24 protein-coding genes are annotated in these 21,266 nt (G+C 71.6%); 22 read left to right on the top strand and 2 right to left on the bottom strand.

The features are described from left to right. Positions 1-95 precede the first annotated feature (95 nt). Positions 96-815: a hypothetical protein gene (locus AA0Y20_RS16230; RefSeq protein ID WP_412936359.1), complete on the bottom strand. Its 720-nt coding sequence runs from the start codon at positions 813-815 to the stop codon at positions 96-98. 6 nt (positions 816-821) lie between these two features. Between AA0Y20_RS16230 and AA0Y20_RS16225 the strand changes: the two genes are divergently transcribed. The 20 genes from AA0Y20_RS16225 (at position 822) to AA0Y20_RS16130 (ending at position 19,256) form a co-directional block, all read left to right on the top strand. After that, on the top strand, positions 822-1,436 hold the full coding sequence (locus tag AA0Y20_RS16225) for a hypothetical protein (protein ID WP_412936357.1): 615 nt from the start codon (positions 822-824) through the stop codon (positions 1,434-1,436). After that, on the top strand, positions 1,436-2,470 hold the full coding sequence (locus AA0Y20_RS16220) for an HAD-IIA family hydrolase (protein ID WP_412936355.1): 1,035 nt from the start codon (positions 1,436-1,438) through the stop codon (positions 2,468-2,470). Before AA0Y20_RS16225 ends, AA0Y20_RS16220 begins: the two co-directional genes overlap by 1 nt. Before the next feature lie 20 nt (positions 2,471-2,490). Next, positions 2,491-2,694 carry a hypothetical protein gene (locus AA0Y20_RS16215; protein ID WP_412936354.1) on the top strand — a complete coding sequence of 68 codons (204 nt, stop codon included), beginning with the start codon at positions 2,491-2,493 and terminating at the stop codon, positions 2,692-2,694. Next, positions 2,691-3,497: a TlyA family RNA methyltransferase gene (locus AA0Y20_RS16210; RefSeq protein WP_412936352.1), complete on the top strand. Its 807-nt coding sequence runs from the start codon at positions 2,691-2,693 to the stop codon at positions 3,495-3,497. Before AA0Y20_RS16215 ends, AA0Y20_RS16210 begins: the two co-directional genes overlap by 4 nt. After that, a complete protein-coding gene (locus AA0Y20_RS16205) occupies positions 3,494-4,429 on the top strand; it encodes an NAD kinase (RefSeq protein WP_412936349.1) in 936 nt (311 codons plus the stop codon). The genes AA0Y20_RS16210 and AA0Y20_RS16205 overlap by 4 nt, the downstream gene beginning before the upstream one ends. Then, a complete protein-coding gene (gene recN, locus AA0Y20_RS16200; RefSeq protein WP_412936347.1) occupies positions 4,426-6,117 on the top strand; it encodes a DNA repair protein RecN in 1,692 nt (563 codons plus the stop codon). Before AA0Y20_RS16205 ends, recN begins: the two co-directional genes overlap by 4 nt. 18 nt (positions 6,118-6,135) lie before the next feature. Continuing rightward, positions 6,136-7,830, top strand: coding sequence for a CTP synthase (locus AA0Y20_RS16195; RefSeq protein ID WP_412936346.1), 1,695 nt, complete (start codon positions 6,136-6,138; stop codon positions 7,828-7,830). Beyond that, positions 7,823-8,389, top strand: coding sequence for an NUDIX domain-containing protein (locus AA0Y20_RS16190; RefSeq protein ID WP_412936344.1), 567 nt, complete (start codon positions 7,823-7,825; stop codon positions 8,387-8,389). The genes AA0Y20_RS16195 and AA0Y20_RS16190 overlap by 8 nt, the downstream gene beginning before the upstream one ends. Before the next feature lie 5 nt (positions 8,390-8,394). Further along, positions 8,395-9,318 (top strand): site-specific tyrosine recombinase XerD, encoded by a 924-nt coding sequence (xerD, locus tag AA0Y20_RS16185; RefSeq protein ID WP_412936342.1) that lies wholly within the window; start codon positions 8,395-8,397, stop codon positions 9,316-9,318. A 50-nt stretch (positions 9,319-9,368) separates the two neighbouring features. Then, positions 9,369-10,445 (top strand): hypothetical protein, encoded by a 1,077-nt coding sequence (locus tag AA0Y20_RS16180; protein WP_412936340.1) that lies wholly within the window; start codon positions 9,369-9,371, stop codon positions 10,443-10,445. A gap of 93 nt (positions 10,446-10,538) precedes the next feature. Beyond that, entirely contained in the window at positions 10,539-11,165 is a 627-nt protein-coding gene (locus AA0Y20_RS16175) for a vitamin K epoxide reductase family protein (RefSeq protein ID WP_412936337.1), read from the top strand. 161 nt (positions 11,166-11,326) lie between these two features. Continuing rightward, complete coding sequence (locus AA0Y20_RS16170) at positions 11,327-12,211, top strand: ParA family protein (protein WP_412936334.1); 885 nt, start codon at positions 11,327-11,329, stop codon at positions 12,209-12,211. Continuing rightward, positions 12,195-13,055 (top strand): segregation and condensation protein A, encoded by an 861-nt coding sequence (locus AA0Y20_RS16165; RefSeq protein ID WP_412936331.1) that lies wholly within the window; start codon positions 12,195-12,197, stop codon positions 13,053-13,055. Before AA0Y20_RS16170 ends, AA0Y20_RS16165 begins: the two co-directional genes overlap by 17 nt. Then, positions 13,045-13,626, top strand: a complete 582-nt coding sequence (gene scpB / locus AA0Y20_RS16160; RefSeq protein ID WP_412936329.1) for an SMC-Scp complex subunit ScpB — start codon at positions 13,045-13,047, stop codon at positions 13,624-13,626. Before AA0Y20_RS16165 ends, scpB begins: the two co-directional genes overlap by 11 nt. After that, entirely contained in the window at positions 13,623-14,399 is a 777-nt protein-coding gene (locus AA0Y20_RS16155) for a pseudouridine synthase (RefSeq protein WP_412936326.1), read from the top strand. Before scpB ends, AA0Y20_RS16155 begins: the two co-directional genes overlap by 4 nt. Continuing rightward, a complete protein-coding gene (locus AA0Y20_RS16150; RefSeq protein ID WP_412936324.1) occupies positions 14,396-15,523 on the top strand; it encodes a prephenate dehydrogenase in 1,128 nt (375 codons plus the stop codon). The genes AA0Y20_RS16155 and AA0Y20_RS16150 overlap by 4 nt, the downstream gene beginning before the upstream one ends. Then, positions 15,516-16,196 (top strand): (d)CMP kinase, encoded by a 681-nt coding sequence (cmk, locus tag AA0Y20_RS16145; protein WP_412936320.1) that lies wholly within the window; start codon positions 15,516-15,518, stop codon positions 16,194-16,196. Before AA0Y20_RS16150 ends, cmk begins: the two co-directional genes overlap by 8 nt. Then, the gene (gene der, locus AA0Y20_RS16140; RefSeq protein ID WP_412936318.1) at positions 16,196-17,722 is read left to right on the top strand and encodes a ribosome biogenesis GTPase Der; all 1,527 of its coding nucleotides are present in this window, start codon (positions 16,196-16,198) and stop codon (positions 17,720-17,722) included. Before cmk ends, der begins: the two co-directional genes overlap by 1 nt. 164 nt (positions 17,723-17,886) lie before the next feature. Next, positions 17,887-18,777, top strand: coding sequence for an NUDIX domain-containing protein (locus AA0Y20_RS16135; protein ID WP_412936316.1), 891 nt, complete (start codon positions 17,887-17,889; stop codon positions 18,775-18,777). Continuing rightward, positions 18,774-19,256, top strand: a complete 483-nt coding sequence (locus AA0Y20_RS16130) for a DUF2809 domain-containing protein (protein ID WP_412936314.1) — start codon at positions 18,774-18,776, stop codon at positions 19,254-19,256. Before AA0Y20_RS16135 ends, AA0Y20_RS16130 begins: the two co-directional genes overlap by 4 nt. Here AA0Y20_RS16130 and AA0Y20_RS16125 read toward each other — a convergent pair. Then, a complete protein-coding gene (locus AA0Y20_RS16125) occupies positions 19,162-19,842 on the bottom strand; it encodes a TetR family transcriptional regulator (protein WP_412936311.1) in 681 nt (226 codons plus the stop codon). The genes AA0Y20_RS16130 and AA0Y20_RS16125 overlap by 95 nt on opposite strands. Positions 19,843-19,893: 51 nt before the next feature. Here AA0Y20_RS16125 and AA0Y20_RS16120 point away from each other — a divergent pair, with 51 nt between their 5' ends. Next, a complete protein-coding gene (locus AA0Y20_RS16120; protein WP_412936310.1) occupies positions 19,894-20,529 on the top strand; it encodes a biotin transporter BioY in 636 nt (211 codons plus the stop codon). An 11-nt stretch (positions 20,530-20,540) separates the two neighbouring features. Continuing rightward, on the top strand, positions 20,541-21,242 hold the full coding sequence (locus tag AA0Y20_RS16115; RefSeq protein WP_412936307.1) for an energy-coupling factor ABC transporter ATP-binding protein: 702 nt from the start codon (positions 20,541-20,543) through the stop codon (positions 21,240-21,242). The last annotated feature ends 24 nt before the right edge of the window (positions 21,243-21,266 follow it).

Here is a 21,266-nt window from a genome sequence, read left to right as displayed (position 1 = left end):
CCTTTTCTCGTTTCCGGGACGAAAGGAACGTCGTGACTGAAGAAGACCGCCCGCGATCGGAGCGCAAGCCCCGTTACTCTGCTGCGGATTCCGGTTCACGGCGTCCACCGCGTGACGCGGATGCGCGTAAGCCGCGCTCCAACGACGACCGCCCGCGTCGGGACGGCGACCGCCCGCAGCGCGACGGCGGTGCGCGACCCCAGCGTGACGGCGAGTCGCGTCCTCGTCGTGACGGCGATCGCCCGTCGTATCAGCGTCGCGATGGTGCCGGCGACTCTCGCCCGCGCCGCGATGGCGATTCGCGTCCGCGTCGTGACGGCGACCGCCCGTCTTACCCGCGTCGGGATGGCGATGGCCGTCCGCAGCGTGATGGTGACTCGCGTCCGCGTCGTGACGGTGACCGTCCGTCTTACCCGCGTCGGGATGGCGATGGCCGTCCGCAGCGTGATGGTGACTCGCGTCCGCGTCGTGACGGTGACCGTCCGTCTTACCCGCGTCGGGATGGCGGTCGTCCGTCGTACCCGCGTCGTGACGGTGACCGCCCGTCGTACCCGCGTCGTGACGGTGACCGTCCGTCGTACCCGCGTCGGGATGGCGATCGTCCGTCGTACCCGCGCCGTGATGGCGACGCGCGCCCGCGTCGCGACGACCGCGACGGCGCCCGTTCGTCGCGTCCGCCGCAGGGCTCCGAGCGTCGCGACATCCCCCGCGGTCCCGAGATCCCCGAGAGCGTCACCGCGCGCGACCTGCCGGGTGCTGCGCGCAACGAGCTGAAGACGCTGAGCAAGGAGAACGCGGAGCAGGTCGCGCGGCACCTCGCAATGGTCGCCCAGCTGATCGACGACGACCCGGAACTCGCACACGAGCACGCTCTCGCGGCATCCCGCCGTGCCGGCCGCGTCGGTGTCGTGCGCGAGACGGTGGCGATCACCGCCTACGCGACGGGCGATTACGCCCTGGCGCTGCGTGAACTGCGCACGTACCGGCGAATCTCGGGAAGCGACGATCAGATCGCGATGATGGTCGACAGCGAGCGCGGCGTCGGACGCCCCGACCGGGCGCTCGAAGTCGGTCGTGCCGTCGACAGATCGACGCTGCCGGTCGAGGTCCGCGTCGAGCTGGCGATCGCGATGTCGGGAGCCCGCCTCGACCTCGGCGAGACGGAGCGCGCGCTGCAGGAGCTCGACATTCCCGAGCTCGACCCCGATCGCGCGTTCTCCTGGAGCCCTGCGCTGTTCGCGGCGCGGGCAGCTGTGCTCGAGGACCTCGGGCGCTCGGACGAGGCAGCGCTCTGGCAGCGCCGGGCCCTCATCGCTGAAGAGGCTCTCGGCGCGACCGACGCCGACCGTGAACTGATCGAGGTCGACGACATCGACGAGTCCGCTGCGCTCGAGAGCGAGGAGCCGGCCGAGGGCAAGAAGGAGGAGCGCGACTGATGGCTCTCTTCTCGCGTTCGTCGCCGACCCCGCTCGACGGTGTCGACGCCGTCCTGGCCGACCTCGACGGTGTCGTGTACGCCGGACCGGGTGCGCTGCCGCATGCCGTCGAGAGCCTGAACCGCGCGGGCGAATCGCGCCGGCTCGGCTACATCACCAACAACGCCTCTCGACGGGACTCGGTCGTCGCCGAGCATCTGCGGGAGCTCGGCCTGACGGCGACTCGCCCCGAAGACGTCATCACGAGCCCGCAAGCCGCGATGCGACTTCTGCGCGAACGCGTGCCCGCCGGGGCGACGATCCTCGTCGTCGGTGGGGACGGGCTGGTCCACGAACTCGAGAAGGCCGGGTACGTACCCACGCGTTCGGCTGACGACCGTCCCGCCGCCGTCGTCCAGGGCTTCGCCCCCGAGGTCGGGTGGGCGCAGCTCGCCGAGGCCGCCTACGCGCTGGCCGCGCCCGAGGATGAGGGCGGCATTCCCTGGATCGCGACCAACACGGACTGGACCATTCCGCAGGCGCGGGGCATCGCACCGGGCAACGGCACCCTCGTGTCGGCCGTGCACACCGCCGTCGGTCGCCTCGCGACCGTCGCCGGCAAGCCCGAGCGCCCCATCTTCGACGAGGCCGTCGCGCGTTTCGGCGCTACGCAGCCGCTGTTCATCGGTGACCGCCTCGACACCGATATCGCCGGAGCGCAGGCAGCCGGCATCCGCTCGGTGCTCGTGCTCACCGGTATCGACCGGCCCAAGCACGTGCTCGCCGCGCCCGCCAGCTCTCGGCCGACCTACATCGTCGGCGACCTGCGCGAGCTCCACGAGCCGTACCCCGAGGTCAGGACCAAGGGTGACGTGACGACCGTCGGCAGCGCGTCCGTGCGCATCGACGGGGCGGACATCGTCATCGTCTCCGAGGGTGATCGGCCGATCGACCTCGTCCGGGCGGGTGCCGCCGCGATCTGGGCGACCGGCCGAGCGATCTACGGGTTCCGTGTGCCGGAGCGTCTCTACGCGGATCCCTTCCACCGTCCCTGACCCCGCGTATCGTGGGAACCATGTCGATGGATGGTGCCGACCCGGGCGAGCGTGACGCCGCGGACAGCGCGACGCAGAGCATCGCCGAGCAATGGCGCGACGACCTGTTGTCGTCGCTCGACGTCATCGAGGACCAGCCGTTGAGCGAGCGCGCGGCATCGTACGCGGCGCTGCACGACGAGCTCGCGCGTCGACTCGACTCCGGTCCCACCGGCGCCGCGTGAGCACCCGTCTCGATTCGGCGCTGGCGGCACGCGGACTCGCGCGCTCGCGCAGCCACGCCGCGACACTGATCGCCGAGGGGCTGGTGTCGGTCGACGGGCGCACCGTCGTGAAGGCATCGCACCCCGTGGCCGACGCCGCCGATCTCGTCGTCGCCGGGGCCGACCACTACGTGAGCCGCGCGGCCCACAAGCTGATCGCCGGGCTCGACGCATTCGATGTCGCGGTGGCCGGACGCGCCGCCCTCGACATGGGGGCGTCGACCGGCGGGTTCACCCAGGTGCTGCGGGAGCGCGCCGCCCGCCCGGTGGTCGCCGTCGACGTCGGACACGGTCAGCTCGCTCCGAGCATCGCCGCCGACGAGGACGTGATCGTGGTCGAGGGCTTCAACGTCCGCGACCTGTCGCCCGAGGCGCTGACCGGTCTCGTGGGCGCGCCGTTCCAGGCGGACGTCATCACCGGCGACCTCTCGTTCATCTCCCTCGAGCACGTCCTCCCCGCGGTCGCCTCGGTGTGCACCCCGGCGACCGATGTCGTGCTGCTCGTGAAGCCGCAGTTCGAGGTCGGCCGGACCGCCGTCAAGGGCGGGCTGGTGACCGATCCGGCGCTCCGGGCGGATGCCGTGATGGGCGTGCTGTGGTCGGCGTGGGACGCCGGGCTCGCTACGCACGGTGTCATCGCGTCGCCCCTGGTGGGAACGCACGGCAACCAGGAGTACGTCGTCCACCTGTGCGTCCGCGCTGGTGACGCGGGCAATCCGACACAATGGATACACACGGTGGACGAACTGGCGGGAGCCCGATGACCGACGCGATGCGCAACATCCTCGTCGTCGCTCATGCGCGCCGTCCCGACACCGTCGCCGCGGCCCAACGCGTCCTCGACGCGCTGTCCGACGCCGGGGCGCGGCCCGTCCTCGCGGCCGACGACCGCGCCGAGCTCGTCGAGGCGCTCGGCGAGCTGCCGGGCGTCGTCACCCTCGATCACGAAGTCGGCGTCGCCGATCTCGAGCTCGCGATCGTCCTGGGCGGCGACGGCACGATCCTGCGCGCGGTCGACCTCGTCCGGGGTGGCACCGCGCCCGTCCTCGGCATCAACATGGGTCACGTCGGCTTCCTCGCCGAGATCGAGGCCGACGACATGGACGACGCCGTCCGCCGGGTCATCGACCGCGACTACGACGTCGAGGAGCGCATGGCGCTCTCGGTCCGCGTGAAGGACGGGTCCGGCGCCGTCGTCTACGACACCTGGGCGCTGAACGAGGCGACGGTCGAGAAGGCCAGCCGTGAACGGATGCTCGAAGTCGTCCTCGAGGTCGACCGGCGCCCGCTCTCGGCCTTCGGATGCGACGGTGTCGTCATCGCGACGCCGACGGGATCGACGGCGTACAACTTCTCCGCCGGCGGGCCCGTGATCTGGCCCGACGTCGAAGCGGTCGCCGTCGTGCCGCTCTCGGCGCACGCGCTGTTCGCCCGGCCGCTGGTCGTCAGCCCCGAGGCATCCGTGGCGATCGAGGTCGGCGCGGGCACGAACGGCACCGGCATCCTGTGGGCCGACGGGCGTCGGTCGCACGAACTGCCCCCCGGAGCCCGCGTCGTCGTACGTCGCTCCCAGACCCCGGTGCGCCTGGCTCGCCTGCATCCCGCCGCCTTCACCGACCGGCTCGTGCGGAAGTTCCGGCTGCCCGTGGTGGGTTGGCGCGGCCCGAGCGTCGAGCAGCGGGAGGGCACGGCGTGATCGAGGAGATGCGTCTTCGCGGTCTGGGCGTGATCGCCGAGGCGACGCTGCCGATGGGCCCCGGGTTCACCGCGATCACGGGAGAGACCGGCGCGGGCAAGACCATGGTCGTCACCGGGCTCGGGCTGCTGCTCGGGCAACGCGCCGATTCCGGCGCCGTGCGCGCGGGTGCCGCGCAGGCATCCGTCGACGGGGTCTGGATCGTCGATGAGGGCGGCCCTGTCGCAGAGCGGGTGCGCGAGGCCGGCGGAGACGTCGAGCCGATCGGCGGAGGCCGCTCCGAGCTGTACCTCGGGCGGGTGCTGTCGAGCGAGGGGCGCAGCCGTGCGAGCGTCGGCGGTCGTCCGGCGCCCGCTGCGGTGCTGGCCGAGCTCGCGGAGCAGCTCATCGTGGTGCACGGGCAGTCCGACCAGCTGCGCCTCAAGTCGGCGGCCGCCCAACGCGACGCGCTCGACCGCTTCGGCGGGCCCGAGATCACCGCGGCGCGCGAACGCTACCGCGCCGCGTTCGACGCCTGGCGCGCCGTCGACGCGGAACTGATCCAGCTCGACGCCGATCGCGATGCGCGCAGCCGCGAGGCAGACGATCTGCGGGCACGCATCGCCGACATCGAGGCTGTCGCGCCGCAGCCGGGGGAGGACACGTCCCTCGCCGAACGTGCCGAGAGGCTGGCGAACGTCGAAGAGCTGCGCGCCGCCGCTGCCACGGCGCACGATGCGCTCTCGAACGACGACGAGCTTCCGGACGCGGTGTCGCTGCTCGCCGAGGCGCGACGCGCCATCGAGCGCTCCGCGATGAGCGATGCGGCGCTCGCCGCGTTCGTGGAACCGCTGGCCGACCTCGGCTACCGTGCCGCCGATCTCGTCACCGGTCTGAGCGCATACCTCGCCGATCTCGACGAGAGCGGGCCGCAGGAGCTCGCCGCCGTCGAGGAGCGGCGGGCGGCGCTGAGCGGCCTCCTGCGTGTGCACGGCACCCTCGATGCGGCGCTCGCGCTGCTCGAGAGCGGCTCCGCGCGGCTCATGGAGCTCGACGACGACGGCGACCGGATCGAGCGCCTGCGCGCTCAGCGCGACGAGCTGGTCGAGGCGCTGGACGCCGCGGCCGCCGACCTGACGACAGCCCGCACCGCCGCCGCGGAGCGGCTCGGCACGGCCGTGTCGGCTGAGCTTCGAGAGCTCGCCCTGCCCGACGCGCGGCTGATCGTCACCGTTGAGCCCGGCACCCCCTCGGTCTCCGGGCGCGACGATGTGACGATCCTGCTGGCGCCGCACCCCGGCGCCGATCCCCGTCCGGTCGCCAAGGGCGCATCGGGCGGTGAGCTGAGCCGCGTCATGCTCGCGATCGAGGTCGTCATCGCGGGAACCGACCCCGTGCCGACCTTCGTGTTCGACGAGGTGGATGCCGGCATCGGCGGTGCCGCCGCGATCGAGGTGGGGCGCCGGCTCGCCCGGCTCGCCGAGACGAGCCAGGTGATCGTCGTGACGCACCTCGCGCAGGTCGCCGCCTTCGCCACGAACCATCTGACCGTCGTGAAGTCGAACGACGGCTCGGTGACGGCGTCGAGCGTCCGGCGTCTCGAGGGCGGCGACCGCGAAGCCGAGATGGCACGTCTGCTGTCGGGTCTGCCGGATTCGGGGGCCGCGATCGAGCACGCCCGAGAACTGCTGAACCTGTCGCGTTCCTGACTGATAGAATAGAAGCCCGTGACGGACACTCATCGCGCGGCCTCTTCCCAGAACACCACCAAGCAGATCTTCGTGACCGGTGGTGTGGTCTCTTCTCTCGGCAAGGGCCTGACCGCCGCGAGTCTCGGCAACCTCCTCACCGCACGCGGTCTTCGCGTCGTGATGCAGAAGCTCGACCCGTATCTGAACGTCGACCCCGGCACGATGAACCCGTTCCAGCACGGTGAGGTCTTCGTGACGGACGACGGCGCCGAGACCGATCTCGACATCGGACACTACGAGCGCTTCCTCGACATCGAGCTCACCCAGGCGGCGAACGTCACGACCGGCCAGATCTACTCGCAGGTCATCGCCAAGGAACGCCGCGGCGAGTACCTCGGCGACACGGTGCAGGTCATCCCGCACATCACCGACGAGATCAAGCGCCGGATGCGGCTGCAGGCGACCGAGGAGCCCCGTCCCGACGTCATCATCACCGAGGTCGGCGGCACCGTCGGCGACATCGAGTCGCAGCCGTTCCTCGAGGCGGCCCGCCAGCTGCGTCACGAGCTCGGCCGCGACAACGTGTTCTTCGTGCACGTCTCGCTCGTGCCGTTCATGGGCGCCTCGGGTGAGCAGAAGACGAAGCCGACGCAGCACTCGGTGGCAGCGCTCCGTCAGGTCGGCATCCAGCCCGACGCCCTCGTGCTGCGCAGCGACCGTCCCGTCAGCGAGAGCAACCGCAACAAGATCGCCCTGATGTGCGACGTCGACGTCGAAGGCGTCGTGAACACCGTCGATCTGCCGAGCATCTACGACATCCCGTCGACCCTCAACGACCAGGGCCTCGACGCCTACATCACGCGCCGCCTCGGGCTGGCCGAGAAGGCGGACGACGTGGACTGGACGCGGTGGAGCAAGGTTCTCGATGCCGTCCACAACCCCAAGCACGAGGTCACGATCGGTCTCGTCGGCAAGTACATCGACCTTCCCGACGCCTACCTGTCGGTCACCGAGGCCCTCAAGGCCGGTGGCTTCGCGCAGGAGACGAAGGTCAACGTCACCTGGATCCCCTCCGACCTGTGCGAGACGCCCGAGGGAGCCGAGAAGGCGCTCGCGAGTGTCGACGGCATCGTCGTGCCCGGCGGCTTCGGCATCCGCGGTATCGAGGGCAAGCTCGGCGCGCTGAAGTTCGCGCGCGAGCAGGGCATCCCCACGCTGGGCATCTGCCTGGGCCTGCAGTGCATGGTGATCGAGTACGCGCGCAACATGGCGGGCCTCGCCGGCGCGTCGTCGAGCGAGTTCGACCCCGACACCGAGTTCCCCGTCATCGCGACGATGGCCGAGCAGGTCGACATCATCGCCGGCGGCGATCTCGGCGGCACGATGCGCCTGGGTCTGTACGAAGCGGACCTCGCCGAGGGCTCGCTCGCGGCCGAGGTGTACGGGGCGCCGAAGGCATCCGAGCGCCACCGCCACCGCTACGAGGTGAACAACCGGTACCGCGACCAGATCGCCGACGCCGGCCTGGTCTTCTCGGGGCTGTCGCCCGACCGCAACCTCGTCGAGTACGTCGAGCTGCCGCGCGACGTGCACCCGTACTACATCGCGACGCAGGCCCACCCCGAGCTGCGGTCGCGCCCGACCGAGGCGAACCCGCTGTTCCGTGGGCTGGTCGCCGCCGCCCTCGACCGGCACCGCGCGAGCGAGCTGTTCGAGGTCGAGGATGCCTGAGCTGCGCGACGAGCCCGTCGAGCCCGACGTCGTCTCGAGCGAGCTGGTGTACTCGGGGCATGTCTGGGACGTGCGGAGCGAGACCGTGCGCTTCGGCGACGGCGAGATCACCCGTCAGTTCGTCGATCACCCCGGGGCCGCCGCCGTGGTCGCGATCGACGACGAGGAACGCGTCGTGCTGATCCAGCAGTACCGGCATCCGATCCGTCACCGCGACTGGGAGATCCCCGCCGGACTTCTCGACGTCGCGGGGGAGCCGCCGATCGAGACGGCACGGCGCGAGCTCGCCGAGGAGGTCGATCTCGTCGCCGAGTCGCTCGAACCGCTCGTGAGCATCTTCACGACGCCGGGAGGCAACGACGAGATCATCCACGTGTTCCTCGCCCGCGGTCTCACTCCGGCCCCGAGCGCGTACGAGCGCGAGGACGAAGAGGCGGACATGCGCGTCGAGCGCGTGCCGCTGACGGAGGTCGTCGACGGCGTGCTCGCCGGACGGTTCCGCAACGGCATCCTCGCGACGGGCGTGCTCGCGGCAGCCGAACGGCTGCGCCGGGGCTGACGGACGTGCGGCTCGACCGCGCCGTCGCGGCGTACCTGCGGCACATCTCGGTCGAACGCGGACTGTCGGCGCACACCGTCGCGGCCTACCGCCGCGACCTCGACGCGTACATCGCATGGCTCGGCGATCAGGGGATCGACGAGGTGTCCGAGATCACCGCGGAGGTCGTGACCCGGTTCGCCGAGGACGCGGCATCCGCCGATCCGGCACCGGCCGCGACGTCGCTGGCGCGGTTGCAGTCGTCGCTGCGCGGCTGGCACCGCTTCCTCGCACGTGAGGGGATCGTCGATGCCGACCCGACGCAGCGGCTGCGTCCGCCCAAGACGCCGCGGCGTCTGCCGAAGGCTCTGACGATCGACCAGGTGGAAAGCCTCCTCGACGCCGCGGGACCCGCTCCGGGCGACCTCGCCGCGACCGATCTGGCGTCCGTGCGGGATCGCGCGCTGCTCGAACTGCTGTACGCGACGGGTGCGCGGGTGTCCGAGATCGTTCAGCTGGATGTCGACGACCTCGCCCTCGGCGACGTGCTCCGCGTGCGAGGCAAGGGTGCGAAGGAGCGGATCGTCCCCGTCGGCTCGTACGCGCGGGCGGCCGTCGAAGCGTATCTGGCCCGCGTCCGGCCGGAACTCTCCCGGCGCGGACGCGCGACGCCCCGGCTGTTCCTCGGGGTGCGGGGTGCTCCGCTGTCGCGGCAGAGCGCGTGGCTGATCATCCAGCAGGCCGCCGAGCGCGCGGAGCTCACGGCGCACGTGTCGCCCCACACGCTCCGGCACTCGTTCGCCACGCATCTGCTGCAGGGCGGCGCCGACGTCCGCGTCGTGCAGGAGCTGCTCGGCCACGCCTCGGTCGCGACGACCCAGATCTACACGCATGTCACCGTCGACGCGCTGCGAGAGATCTACGCGACCTCGCATCCTCGCGCCCGCTGAGACGGGCGCGGTCGGACGGCGTCGCAGCCCCGGCACGGCAGGATAGGGGCATGAGCAGCGGCGCACCCCGGGACGACGCCGGTGGCACCCCGTTCAGCACCGCGGCGCTCACAGCGCCGCTCCCCGAGCCCGGGGAAGAGGGGCTCGGTGGCGAAGCGGGCCGGCGGGCCTCACGGATGGTCGCCGTGCGGGCGATGTTCGTCTCGGCGGTGCTTGTGCTCGGGGTGGGCGTGCTCGCGTTGCTCTTCGTCCTCTTCGTCCAATCGATGGCGGGCGGCTCGGGCCTGTCGTGGTCGAACATCGTGATCGCGGCGGTGATGGTGCTGCCACTCGCGGTGAGTCGCTTCGGGGGGATGCGCCGCGCCCGGCAGCAGGCCGACGCCGCGTTGTTCCGTCTGGAAGGGTTCGCGGCCGCGAACCGGCTCGGTCTGCGCCACCGCGAGGACGACCCGCGGGAGAGCGCGACCGTCTTCGGCCTCGGCAAGCGCCGGATGGCGACCGCCGTCGTGACGGGGAGCGAGTCGCGCCCGTTCCGCTCGGCGGACTACGCATTCGACACCTGGATCGGCCGCTATCGGATGCCGCGCTCGCTGACGTATCTTCGCGTCGACCTCGCCGTCGAGCTGCCGCAGGCGAGCATGGTCGCGGCGTACGCGCCAGGTGCGCCCTCCTGGCGTCCGCCCCTCGGGCAGGAGCGGATCGAGGTCGGTGGCGGGTTCGACGAGCACTTCGGGGTCTGGTGCGCGCCCGCCGACGGCGACCGTGTCCGCCGGATGCTCACGCCGTCCGTGCGCTCCGGTTTGGCGGCGGTCGCGCCCGACGTCGACGTCGAGACGGTCGGCCGACACGTCTACTTCGTCTCGCGTGGCGCGCTGGCGCGGTGGACCGCCCCGTTCTGGCGCTGGACCGAGGACCTGCTCGCGGTCGCGGCGCGTATCGAGGATGCCGCGGCCGCCCGCCCGGAGCCGTCGGCGAGCGGGGCGTTGCGCAGCACCGACGCGGAACGGGCCGAGACGCGAGCGCACCTGTTCACCAGGCCCAGGGTCGGTCGCCCCGCCGCCATCGGCTGTCTGCTGCCCCTCGTCTTCGGGGTCGTCGCCGGTCTGGTCACGGCCACCTGGCGCTGAACCCGGGGGCGGCGCTCGCGGCATCCGGTCGGACCCGGTTTTTCCCGGCACGGTGCAGGCGCGGGCGCGGAGCAGGCGTCGCAGGATGACATCATGCCCACCGCCGCATCCGCTGACGCCGCTCCGAAGAGCGAGCGGGGAATCCGCCCCGGCCCGGCGCTCGCCGTCGTCTGGATCGTGGCCGGGATGGCGGGGTGGATCGTGTCGTTCCTGCTGTACCACGAGTACATCGGGCAGCTGACGGGCGGCGAGGCCCTCATCTCGTGCGACATCAGCCCGATCGTCACGTGCGGGCCCAACCTGCTGAGCCCGGGCGGGAACCTCCTCGGCTTCAGCAACTCCATCATCGGGATCGTGCTGTTTCCGGGAGCCGTGTTCGCGGGCGTCTCGGCCCTCGCCGCTCCTGCGGGGCTCCGGCCCTGGTACTGGCGGGTGTACGGCGCGTTCGTCGCGGCGGCGTTCGTGCTCGTCCACGTCTTCGCCTACCGCAGCGTGTTCGAGTACGGCTCGCTCTGCCCCTGGTGCATGGTCGTGTGGCTCGTGACGATCCCGCTGTTCTGGTCGACCCTCGGGTGGACGCTGCGCGAGGGCGTCTGGGGCCGTGCGCCGCAGCGGTTCGGAGCCCTGGTCCTGTCGTGGACGCCGCTCATCGTCGTGGTCGACTACCTGCTCATCGCCGTGGCGGCGCAGGTGCGGCTCGATGTCCTCGGCAGCCTGTGACCCGGGAGAGCTGAGGCGATACATTCGTCGGATCGGCGGTGCCGGTGTCGCCTCCGGCGCCGGGCGAGGCCGCTTCCGCCCCGCGCGTCCGACGAACGTATCGGCTCACGCCGGGTGCCTGTGCGAGAATCGATCGCACGCTACGGAAAGCAGGAGTCTCGGTGACGGACAAGTCGCGGAAGGCCGGGAAGGCCCCCACGGAGGACACCCCGATCGGACCCACCGGTCGGCCATACCGAGGTTTCCCGACCCCGCCGAAGCTCGACGGTCACGGCCCGGCCCGCATCATCGCCCTGTGCAACCAGAAGGGCGGCGTCGGCAAGACCACGACGACGATCAATCTGGCCGCTTCGCTCGCCGAGTACGGACGCAGAGTGCTCGCGGTCGACTTCGACCCGCAGGGGGCGCTGTCGGCAGGCCTCGGCATCGCGACTCACGACGTCCCGACGATCTACGACCTGCTGCTCGACACGAAGCGCGATCCCCACGAGGTCATCGTCGAGACGTCGGTGCCCGGGCTCGACGTCATCCCCGCCAACATCGACCTCTCGGCCGCCGAGGTGCACCTCGTCAACGAGGTCGCCCGCGAGACGATCCTGGCGCGCGTGCTGCGCGGCGTCTCGTCCGAGTACGACGTCATCCTCATCGACTGCCAGCCCTCGCTCGGACTGCTCACGGTCAACGCGCTGACCGCGAGCCACGGCGTGCTCATCCCGCTCGAGTGCGAATTCTTCGCGCTGCGCGGAGTGGCGCTGCTCATCGAGACGATCGACAAGGTGCGCGACCGCCTCAATCCCTCGATCGAGCTCGACGGCGTGCTCGCCACGATGTACGACCCGCGCACGCTGCACTCCCGAGAGGTGCTCGAACGCGTCGTGGAGGCCTTCGGCGACGACGTTCTCGAGACGGTCATCGGGCGCACCGTGAAGTTCCCCGACGCGTCGGTCGCGGGCGTCCCGATCATCACCTTCGCGCCGGAGCATCAGGCCGCGCAGGCCTATCTGCGCCTCGCGCGGGAGCTCGTCGCCCGTGGCGCCGTCGCCTGACGGGATCGTCGATGCGGCCGGGCCGGCCGAGCCTGATCCGACGGCGGTGACCGGGGATGCCGCAGAGCCGGGCTTCCGGGTCTCGCTGACCAACTTCGACGGTCCGTTCGACCTGTTGCTGAACCTCATCGGCAAGCACGAGCTCGACATCACCGAGGTGTCGCTGAGCAAGGTCACCGACGAGTTCATCGGCTACCTGCGCGGCCTGGAGCCCGAAGAGCTCGACGCCGCGTCGGAGTTCCTGGTCGTCGCAGCGACGCTGCTCGACATGAAGGTCGCCGGGCTGCTGCCCCAGGGCGAGCTCATCGACGCCGAGTCGGTGGCGCTGCTCGAAGCTCGCGACCTGCTGTTCGCCCGGCTGCTGCAGTACCGGGCGTTCAAGCAGGTCGCCGGATGGTTCGCCGAGCGCGTCGTCGCCGAGGACCGCCGCCACACCCGCTCGGTCCGTCTCGACGAGAAGTACCGCGCGGCGGCGCCGGAACTCGTCTGGACGCTGACCGCCGACGACTTCGCCGCGCTCGCCGTGCTCGCGTTCGCGCCGAAGGAGATCCCTGTGGTCGGGCTCGACCACCTGCACGCCCCGCTCGTGTCGATCCGGGAGCAGGCGGCGGTCGTCGTGACGCTGCTGCGAGGCGCGGGTACCCTGAACTTCCGCGAGCTCGTCGCGGGCGTCACGCAGCCCGGCATCGTCGTGGCCCGCTTCATCGCCGTGCTCGAGCTCTATCGCCACGCGGCGCTCTCTTTCGAGCAGCTCGAGCCGCTCGGCGAGCTGACGCTGCGATGGACCGCCGAGCGCTGGTCCGAGGAGAACCTCGCCACCCTGGGAGCCGACTATGACCGATGACCACATCCCGACCGTGACCGACGTGGCGCGGCGGCTCGAGGCGATCCTGTTGATCGTCGACGAGCCGCAGAGCCTCGTCGCGCTCGCCGCCGCTGTCGGCGCGCCCGTCGCCGCCGTGCGCCAGGCGGTCGCCGGCCTGGTCGCCGACTACGACGGCGAGGCGGACGGCCCGCGTCGCGGCTTCGAGCTGCGTGAGGTGGGCGGCGGCTGGCGCATGTACGTGCGTGCCGAGCACGACGCTCTCGTGAGCGAGTTCGTCAACACGCAGGCGCCCTCACGCCTGTCGCAGGCAGCGCTCGAGACCCTCGCGGTCATCGCGTACAAGCAGCCGGTGTCGCGCAGCCAGGTCGCGTCGATCCGCGCCGTGAACGTCGATTCGGTCGTGCGCACGCTGCTCTCGCGCGGCCTGGTGACGGAGGTCGGCCACGATCCCGAGACCGGCGCGATCCTCTACGGCACGACCGACGCGCTGCTGATCAACCTCGGCATCAACTCGCTCGACGAGCTGCCGCCCATCTCGCCGTTGCTCGACGACGGCACCGACGGTTTCGAAGGAGAGGCGACGCGATGACGGATGCCGAAGGGGTACGCCTGCAGAAGGTCCTCGCCAACGCGGGGGTGGCGTCGCGCCGCGTGTGCGAACAGCTGATCGTCGAGGGACGCGTGCGTGTCAACGGCACGACCGTGACCGAGCTCGGCAGCCGGATCGACCCGGAGGTCGACATCGTCGACGTCGACGGCACGGCCGTGCAGCTCGACACGACGAAGCGCTACGTCATGCTCAACAAGCCGACGGGCGTCGTCAGCTCGATGAAGGACGAGAAGGGCCGCGCCGACCTGCGCCGGTTCACGAAGGACTGGGACGAGCGCCTGTACAACGTGGGGCGCCTGGATGCCGAGACGAGCGGTCTGCTCGTGCTCACCAACGACGGCGAGCTCGCCCACGTCCTCGCCCACCCGTCCTTCGGGGTGACGAAGGTCTACATCGCGAAGGTGCGCGGGCGCGTCACGCCCCAGACGATCGCGCGTCTGACGAAGGGCGTCGAGCTCGACGATGGGCCGATCGCCGCCGACAAGGCGCGGCTGCTCGACACCTCGGGTGAGACGAGTCTCGTCGAGCTCACGCTGCACTCGGGTCGCAATCGCATCGTCCGGCGCATGCTCGCCGAGGTCGGGCATCCGGTCCTCGAGCTCGTGCGCCGCCAGTTCGGTCCCCTTCACCTGGGAACCCTCCCGGCGGGACGCGCCCGGGAGTTGACTACAGTGGAACGCGGTGCGCTGCTGACGCTCTCGCGCAGCGCCGACGGTGCCCCCGAGCACCCGACTTCTCCGGAGAACCCGTGACCGATTCCTCGCTCGATCCCGTGCGCCCCGGCCGTGCTGCACGCACGGCCGGTACCGTGCGCATCGTCGGCGCGGGCCTGCTCGGGTCGAGCATCGGTCATGCGCTGCGTCTGCTCGGCGTCGACGTCGTCCTCGACGACGCCTCTCCGGCTCAGCTGCGTCTCGCGGTCGACTACGGCGCGGGGCGCCTCGCCGCGGACGACGATCGCCCCGTGCTCGTCGTGGTCGCCGTGCCGCCGGATGTGACCGCCGATGTCGTCGAGCGCGAGCTGCGTGCGCACCCCGGTGTCGTCGTGACGGATGTCGCGAGCGTCAAGCTCGAGCCCTACCTCGAGCTGCGTGCGCGCGGCGTCGACCTCACGCATTACATCGGCTCGCATCCGCTGGCCGGGCGCGAACGGGGCGGCGCGATCTCGGCTCGTGCCGACATCTTCGTGGGCCGACCCTGGGTCGTGTGTCGCGACGACGAGACGCGCGCCTCCGACCTCGCGGTCGTCGAAGGACTCGCGCTCGACCTCGGCGCCATGCCGCTCGAGATGACCCCGCAGGAGCACGACGAAGCCGTCGCGTTGACCTCGCATGTTCCGCAGCTGGTCGCGAGCCTGCTCGCCGGACGCTTCGTCGCGGCCCCCGAGGGGTCGCTGCGGCTGACGGGACAGGGCGTGCGCGACACGACGCGCATCGCGGCATCCGCTCCCGAGCTGTGGGTGCAGATCCTCGGCGCCAACGCCGCGCCCGTCGTGGCCGTGCTCGACGACCTGGCGGGCGATCTGCGCGCGGTGGCCGACGCGCTGCGCGATCCGGCGGCTCCCGGTGCCCGCCGTGCGCTCGCCGACACCATCCGGCGCGGCAACGAGGGCGTCGAGCGACTGCCCGGCAAGCACGGCCAGAACCGCCGCTTCGAGCAGATCGTCGTACGCGTCGACGACACGGCCGGTCAGCTGGGACGCCTGTTCGGCGACCTCGGCGACCTCGGCGTGAACATCGAAGACCTCCGCCTCGAGCACTCCCCGGGGGCGCAGTTCGGGCTCGCGGAGCTCAGCGTCGTCCCCAGTGCCGTGCACGAAGCCGTCGCCGGGCTCGAGCAGCGCGGCTGGAAGATCGCGAGTGTTCCTCATGCCTGAGTCCTTCCCCGTCACCGTCGCGATCGACGGGCCCGCCGGCAGCGGCAAGTCGAGCGTGTCGATGCAGGCGGCCCGCGTGCTCGGCTACGGCTTCCTCGACACCGGCGCCGCCTATCGTGCCCTCGCGTGGCACGTGCTCGCCCGCGGCGGCGACACCGGTGACGCCGACGCCGTCGTGAGCGCCCTCGACGACTTCGACTACGCGATCTCGCTCGACCCCGACGACCACTGGGTCCGCGTCGGCGACGTCTTCGTCACCGACGACATCCGCGAGCCCCGCGTGTCGGCGGCTGTCAGCGGCGTCGCCCGCGTGCCCGAGGTGCGCGAGCGCGTGAACGTGCTGTTCCGCGCGCTCGTCGCGGCATCCGGTTCGACCGGTGTCATCGTCGAGGGACGCGACATCACCACCGTGGTCTTCCCGGATGCGCCCGTGCGCATCCTGCTGACCGCCAGCCCCGAGGTGCGCGCCGCGCGCCGCAGCGCCGAGCTCACGGGAGAGGATGCCGCGGCCGTCGCCGAGGCTCTTCACCGCCGTGACGCGTCGGATTCGCAGGTCGTCGACTTCCTCACCGCCGCGCCCGGCGTGGTGGTGGTCGACTCGACCGATTTGGACTTCGATCGGACCGTGGACGCCGTCATCGACGTCGTGCGCACCGCGACAGGAGAGAACTGATGGCCAACACCGAGGACGAGTACGAGGGCGGTCCCGACCAGCTCGAGGAGAAGCTCGCGAATCTCGACGAACAGCTCGCCGACCAGCGGGCGGCGGCGTTGCGCGCCTCGCTCGCCGACTACGAGCTCGATGAGGACGACACCGAGCTGCTCGCCGGGTTCACCGCGGGTGGCGAGGTCGTGGAGGTGCTCCCGGCGCTCCCGGTCGTGGCGATCGTGGGCCGCCCGAACGTCGGCAAGTCCGCGCTCGTGAACCGCATCCTGGGGCGCCGCGAAGCCGTCGTCGAAGACACCCCGGGTGTCACGCGCGACCGGGTGAGCTACAAGGCCGAATGGCTCGACCGGCGCTTCACGCTCGTCGACACCGGCGGGTGGGAGCCCGACGCCCGCGGCATCGACCGGTCCGTCGCGGCACAGGCCGAGGTCGCGATCGACCTCGCCGACGTCGTGCTGTTCGTCGTCGACGCGATGGTGGGCGCCACCGCGACCGACGAGGCGGTCGTCCGTCTGCTGCGCAAGAGCGACAAGCCGGTCTTCCTCATCGCCAACAAGATCGACGACGCACGTCAGGAGCCCGAAGCGGCCGCGCTGTGGAACCTCGGTCTCGGCGAGCCGCATCCCGTTTCGGCCATCCACGGCCGTGGCGTCGCCGATCTCCTCGACGAGATCATGAAGGTCCTCCCCGAGGTCTCGGCCGTCGCCAAGAACGAGCTGGGGGGCCCGCGTCGCGTCGCCATCCTCGGCCGCCCGAACGTCGGCAAGTCGTCGCTGCTGAACAAGGCGGCGGGCGAGGAGCGCGTCGTCGTGAACGACCTCGCGGGCACCACGCGCGACCCGGTCGACGAGGTCGTGGAGCTCGGAGGCAAGCTCTGGCGGCTCGTCGACACCGCCGGCATCCGCCGCCGTGTGCACCTGCAGCAGGGCGCCGACTTCTACGCGTCGCTCCGCACGTCGGCCGCGCTCGAGAAGGCCGAGGTCGCCGTCGTCGTGCTCGACGTGACCGAGTCGATCAGCGTGCAGGACCTGAACATCATCGACCTCGTGCTCGAGTCGGGACGCGCTCTCGTGCTCGCGTTCAACAAGTGGGATCGTCTCAACGACGCCGACATGGACAACGCCGATCGCCGCCGCTACCTCGAGCGCGAGATCGAGCAGGACCTCGCGCACGTCACGTGGGCGCCGCGCGTCAACCTCTCGGCACGCACGGGGCGTCACCTCGACAAGCTCGTGCCCGCTCTCGAGACGGCCCTGAAGTCGTGGGATCAGCGCATCCCCACGGGCAAGTTCAACGCGTTCCTCGCCGAGCTCGTCGCGGAGCACCCGCACCCGCTGCGCGGCGGAAAGCAGCCCCGCATCCTGTTCGGCACGCAGGCGTCGACGCGCCCCCCGACATTCGTGCTGTTCACGACCGGGTTCCTCGACCCCGGGTACCGTCGCTTCATCCGGCGGCGGCTGCGTGAGATCTTCGGCTTCGAAGGCACGCCGATCGTGACGAACATGCGGGTGCGCGAGAAGCGCCAGCGCTGACCGTCTGAGCGCCATCCACCTGGCAGTTCGCGCCCCTAAGCACGAGTTTTGAGGGCGCGAACCGCCAGGTGGAGGCGCTTGGCGGGGCTGAGGGGCTGCGGGCACCGCTGGTAACACGATGCCAATCACCAGCCCGCGGACCGCGGCTGTGTCAGGCTGTGAGGATGACCGACGACCCCGCTGCCGCCCCGCGCCCGCCGCACGGCCCGCGCGATCCCGGCGACGCGTGGGTCGTCGCGCCCTCGGGGGAGCGGTACTGGGGGCGCTTCGGCGCCGCGGGCCTGCTGGCCATCGACCCGGAACGCGGCGTGCTGCTGCAGCATCGCGTGTCGTGGAGCCACTTCGGTGACACCTGGGGCCTTCCCGGCGGTGCCCGCCACGCGGGGGAGTCGGCGCGCGACGGGGCGTTGCGCGAGTCGGCCGAAGAGGCGGGCGTGCCCGCGGATGCCGTTGCGCCGCGATTCCTCTCGGTGCTCGATGTCGGCGTCTGGACGTACGGGACGCTCGTGGCCGACGTGACGACGCCCTTCCACCCGGTGATCAGCGATCCTGAGAGCCGCGAGCTCGCGTGGGTTCCCGTCGACGACGTCGATTCCTACCCGCTGCATCCCGGGTTCGGCGCGTCCTGGCCGCGGCTGCGCGGTCTGCTGTCGCTCCGCCCGACCCTTATCGTCGACGTCGCGAACGTCGTCGGCTCGGTTCCCGACGGCTGGTGGCGCGATCGGGCCGGCGCCGCAGACCGGCTGCTCGCCCAGGTCGCGGCTCTGGCCGAGCGGGGGACGGATGCCGCGGGCCTCGAACTTCCCGAGAACACGTGGTTCCCGCGCGTGGTCGCCGTCGTCGAGGGTCAGGCCCGCGATGTCGCCGCGCCGACCGGGGTCGAGGTCCACCGCGCGCGGGCTGCCGGTGATGACGCGATCGTCGAAGCCGCGACGGTCGCGGTGGCCGTCGGGGAGAGCGTCAGCGTCGTGACGTCGGATCGTGAGCTGCGCGCGCGGGTCGAGGAAGTCGGGGCGCGGTCGGTCTCGACGTCGTGGCTCCGCGAACGCCTGTGACCGGGCCCGCGGCACGGGGGTGGGCCGCGTCCGCGGCGCGACGGTGGTCCGCGGTCGCGGTGCGACGGTGGTCCGCGGTCGCGGCCGCGGTCGCGATCGTCGCGGCGGGGCTCGTCGTCCACGGCATCCTGCCCGACACGGCCGCGACCGACATAGCGGGAGACGCGCTGTATGCCGTGCTGATCTACGTGCTCGTCGTCGCCGCCGCGCCCCGCGCCCGAGCCGTCGTCGTCGCGATGATCGCCGGGGGCTGGTGCATCGCGGTCGAGCTGCTGCAGCTGAGCGATCTGCCCGCGCGTGCGGCCGCCGTCTTCCCGCCGGCGGTCCTGGTGCTCGGGACGGTCTTCGACGCGCGCGATCTGCTCGTCTACGTCGTGTCGGTCGTCACGGCCGCGGCGCTGGATGTCGTGTGGGGGCGCCGCTCGCAGCGTCCGGAGCGTCCGCGCGCCGGAGAAGAGTCGTCGTCGCGCCCGCGATGATGAGGTCGAGCGCCGCGGTGAACCCGTCGTCGCCGCCTGCTGAGACCCGCTCGACCGACGCGGCCACGCCGCCGGCGGCAGCACCCCAGGCGTCAGCGCTGCGGCGCTGCTGCTGGTGGAAGGTGAAGCCGACGACGAAGTGGGTGATCGCGTCGGCGATGGTGTCGGCGAGAGCGGGCGCGTCGCCGCGCTCGGCCGCGACGGCCCGGAGTCGGGCATGCGCAGGCGGATCGACGAGGCCGAGCGCGAGCGAGCTGGAGACGACCTCGGCGCCGTCGCGGTAGGCGAGCAGGCTGTCGTGCAGACGCACGGCGACGTCGCGCGCGGCGACGTCGAGGGTCGCGCCGGCCGCGTGGTCGGCACTCACCGGACCGAGGATGCGTGCGCTCACGGCCGCGAGCAGCTGCTGCTTGTTCTCGACGTGCCAGTACAGCGCGCTCGGCTGCACACCGAGATGATCGGCGAGGCGCCGCATCGACAGGTCGGGCAGCCCGACGCGGTCGAGCAGGTCGAGAGCGGCGTCGACCACGTCGCCCCGCGAGCGTCGTGGCGCTCGGCCCCCGCGGTTTGAGTCGTCGGCGATCATGGCGCTACTCTACCTGAACGCCGTTCACGTGAACGGTGTTCAGGAGGAATCATGACCCGATCGCCCCGCACATCTCGTGCCGCATTCGACGCGACCGACCTCGCGCGCGCCGCCGTCTTCGCCGCCCTCATCGCGGTGCTGGGCCTGCCCGGGTCGTTCACGCTGTTCGGGGGCGTTCCCATCACGGCGCAGACTCTTGGTGTGATGCTGGCCGGCGCCGTGCTCGGGCCCGCCGTCGGCGCAGCATCCGTCGGCACTCTTCTCGCGCTCGTCGCCGTCGGCCTGCCGCTGCTCGCGGGCGGCCGCGGGGGACTGGCGGTCTTCGCGGGCCCGACGGCGGGGTACCTGGTCGGGTGGCTCGTGGGTGCGGTGGTCGTCGGTCTCATCGTGCACCTCGGAGGTCGGCGTCCGGTCTGGTGGCGCACCGCCGCCGGTCTCCTGATCGGCGGCGTGCTCGTGATCTACGCGTTCGGCATCCCGGTGCAGAGCGCCGTGCTGCGACTGCCCATCGAGCAGGCCGCGCTCGCGAACCTCGCCTTCGTCCCGGGCGACCTCGTCAAGGTCGTCGTGGCGACGCTCGTGGTCGGCGCGCTCGTGCGCGGCTACCCGCGGGCCTTCCGGCGCACGTGGGCTCCGCGCACCCGGGTCGGCGACGATGCGCCGACGCCGATCCACACGTCGGCGTGACGGCAAGCAGCATGACGGCGAGCAGCATGACGGCAACCGGTATTCGGCTCGAGGCCGCGGCGGTACGGCTCGGCGACGCGCAGGTGCTCGAGCCGCTCACTCTCGATCTCGACGCCCGCACGATCGCGGTGGTCGGAGACAACGGCTCGGGCAAGTCCACGCTCGCCCGTCTCATCGGCGGGCTCGTGCGACCGACGTCGGGAACCGTCCGCGTCCTCGGCTGCGATCCGGTCCGGAATGCGGCGGAGCTGCGGCGCCGCGTCGCGATCGTCTTCAGCAACCCCGACGCGCAGATCGTCATGCCCACGGTCGCCGAGGACGTCGCGTTTTCCCTCCGCGGCGAGCGTGCTTCCCGCGCCGATCGTGCGGCCCGGGTCGACCGGGCGCTCGAACGATTCGGCCTCACCGGGCTCCGCGACCACCCTGCGCACGAGCTGTCGGGCGGGCAGAAGCAGCTGCTCGCGCTGTGCGGGGCGTTCGTGCGCGAACCCGAACTCGTCGTCGCGGATGAGCCGACCGCGTTCCTCGACGGGCGGAACGCCGCCCGTATCGCCGGGCACCTCTTCGACGACGCCGGCCACCGGCTGCTGCTCGTGACCCACGACCTCGAGCTCGCGCGGCGCTGCGAGATCGCCGTGCACGTCTCGGGCGGACGTGTCGTCGACGTAGGAGAGCCGGCCGAGGTCGTCGACGCGTACACGAGAACGTGGTGATGACGTCCACCGCGGCGGAGACGG

This window comes from Microbacterium pratiae (assembly GCF_047302165.1).
Taxonomy (GTDB): domain Bacteria; phylum Actinomycetota; class Actinomycetes; order Actinomycetales; family Microbacteriaceae; genus Microbacterium.
This window is presented reverse-complemented; position numbering and strand designations above follow the sequence as displayed.

What these genes read in the sequence shown, in the direction of transcription:
- AA0Y20_RS16225 (WP_412936357.1), top strand. Translation starts at nt 822, where the DNA reads ATGGTCGCCCAGCTGATCGACGACGACCCGGAACTCGCACACGAGCAC.
- AA0Y20_RS16215 (WP_412936354.1), top strand. Translation starts at nt 2,491, where the DNA reads ATGTCGATGGATGGTGCCGACCCGGGCGAGCGTGACGCCGCGGACAGC.
- AA0Y20_RS16180 (WP_412936340.1), top strand. Translation starts at nt 9,369, where the DNA reads ATGAGCAGCGGCGCACCCCGGGACGACGCCGGTGGCACCCCGTTCAGC.
- AA0Y20_RS16120 (WP_412936310.1), top strand. Translation starts at nt 19,894, where the DNA reads ATGACCCGATCGCCCCGCACATCTCGTGCCGCATTCGACGCGACCGAC.
- AA0Y20_RS16135 (WP_412936316.1), top strand. Translation starts at nt 17,887, where the DNA reads ATGACCGACGACCCCGCTGCCGCCCCGCGCCCGCCGCACGGCCCGCGC.
- der (WP_412936318.1), top strand. Translation starts at nt 16,196, where the DNA reads ATGGCCAACACCGAGGACGAGTACGAGGGCGGTCCCGACCAGCTCGAG.
- AA0Y20_RS16220 (WP_412936355.1), top strand. Translation starts at nt 1,436, where the DNA reads ATGGCTCTCTTCTCGCGTTCGTCGCCGACCCCGCTCGACGGTGTCGAC.
- AA0Y20_RS16175 (WP_412936337.1), top strand. Translation starts at nt 10,539, where the DNA reads ATGCCCACCGCCGCATCCGCTGACGCCGCTCCGAAGAGCGAGCGGGGA.
- AA0Y20_RS16155 (WP_412936326.1), top strand. Translation starts at nt 13,623, where the DNA reads ATGACGGATGCCGAAGGGGTACGCCTGCAGAAGGTCCTCGCCAACGCG.
- AA0Y20_RS16115 (WP_412936307.1), top strand. Translation starts at nt 20,541, where the DNA reads ATGACGGCGAGCAGCATGACGGCAACCGGTATTCGGCTCGAGGCCGCG.
- AA0Y20_RS16125 (WP_412936311.1), bottom strand. Translation starts at nt 19,842, where the DNA reads ATGATCGCCGACGACTCAAACCGCGGGGGCCGAGCGCCACGACGCTCG.
- AA0Y20_RS16190 (WP_412936344.1), top strand. Translation starts at nt 7,823, where the DNA reads ATGCCTGAGCTGCGCGACGAGCCCGTCGAGCCCGACGTCGTCTCGAGC.
- AA0Y20_RS16205 (WP_412936349.1), top strand. Translation starts at nt 3,494, where the DNA reads ATGACCGACGCGATGCGCAACATCCTCGTCGTCGCTCATGCGCGCCGT.
- scpB (WP_412936329.1), top strand. Translation starts at nt 13,045, where the DNA reads ATGACCGATGACCACATCCCGACCGTGACCGACGTGGCGCGGCGGCTC.
- cmk (WP_412936320.1), top strand. Translation starts at nt 15,516, where the DNA reads ATGCCTGAGTCCTTCCCCGTCACCGTCGCGATCGACGGGCCCGCCGGC.